This window comes from Micromonospora sp. LOL_023 (assembly GCF_048060115.1).
Classification (GTDB): Bacteria; Actinomycetota; Actinomycetes; order Mycobacteriales; family Micromonosporaceae; genus Micromonospora_E.
In genome coordinates, this window is sequence record NZ_JBHMIM010000169.1 from 1 (window position 1) to 1,255 (window position 1,255).

At 67.4% G+C, this 1,255-nt stretch carries 1 protein-coding gene; it reads right to left on the reverse strand.

The annotated features are described in order from the left end of the window. Window positions 1–27: 27 nt before the first annotated feature. Entirely contained in the window at window positions 28–1,194 is a 1,167-nt protein-coding gene (locus ACFHVL_RS31290; RefSeq protein WP_416632230.1) for an ISAs1 family transposase, read from the reverse strand. Window positions 1,195–1,255 lie beyond the last annotated feature (61 nt).

Here is a 1,255-nt window from a genome sequence, read left to right on the forward strand (position 1 = left end):
CAGAGCCAAAGCAAAGTCGGTTAGTCACTAATTGACTGCTTTGAGTAGTGCCGGGATGAGCATTTTGTCAGCGTGGTGTCGTTCCATGATCTGTTTGATGCGGGTGTGACCGGCGAGGCGGATCAGGGCGAGGGCGAGATTGCGTAGGGCCGCCATGGTGTGGGCGGTGTTGCCGAGGTAGGCGTGGTGGGCGTCTTCGCCGAGCAGGACGTCACGGACCCAGTGGATTCTGTTCTCGATTCCCCAGTGTCCGCGTACGTGGGCGGCGATCTCGGTCGCGGTGCAGGTCAGGCTGGTGACGCCGTGCGTGATGTGTTTGCTGACTCGTTGGCCGTCGGGGTCGTAGGTGTCGCGGCGGATGCGGAAGACCTGGGCGGCGCCGGGGTAGTCGACGCCGTCGGCGGGGGCGGTCCAGATCGTGCGGGTGATCCGGTGGCCGTTGCGGTGTTCGGTGTGGGTGGCGGCGGCGAGGGTGGGGACGGCTGAGGGGAGCCGGTCGGTGATCGCGGTGAGGAGGCCGGGCCGGTTGCCTTTGACGGTGAAGACGTAGCCGGCGTCGCGTTTGAGCAGGTAGGCGGCGGTGTCGCGGCTGGGGTGGGCGGCGTCGGCGGTGATTGTCATGCCGGTGATGTCGATCGGGTCGAGCAGGGTGGCGATCTGGGTGACTTCGGTGGTGTCGGCCGGGACCTGGACTTGCGCGACGACGACCGCGTTGTCGTGGCGCATGGCGGAGAACAGTTGCACGTCCAGGCCGGTGCCGGGATGGGTGTTGCGCACGGTTTTGCCGTCCAGGGCCAGTCCGGTGCCGGGGTGGGCGTCGAGCAGGGTGTTCAGCCATGTGCAGATCAGGCGGTCCATGACCGTGGCGTCGATGGACGCGGTCAGCCTGCGAAGGGTGTCACGTCCGGGCGGGATCCGGATGCCCAGGACCGGGTGCCGGCGGGCGCCCGCGGCCGCGAGGAGGGGTTGCGGGAGTTCGGCGACCCGGTCGGCGGCCTGCCGGAAGTCACGTGCCCCGCACAACAGCGCCATGGTCAGCACGGTCAGCACCGCAGCGAGGGGGTGCCGGACGCCTTTCGATTTACGCGGATCGCTGACCTGGCCGAACATCTCGGCCAGTGCGGTGACCCGCCCAAGGTCGACCTTCCCGGACCGGTTCGTGACGACGTCGGTGACCGCATGCGAGACTGACATGAGCGGCCTTTCTGGTGGACGACGGTTGGCGTAGAGAACCACCATCGTCTACTGAGGAAGG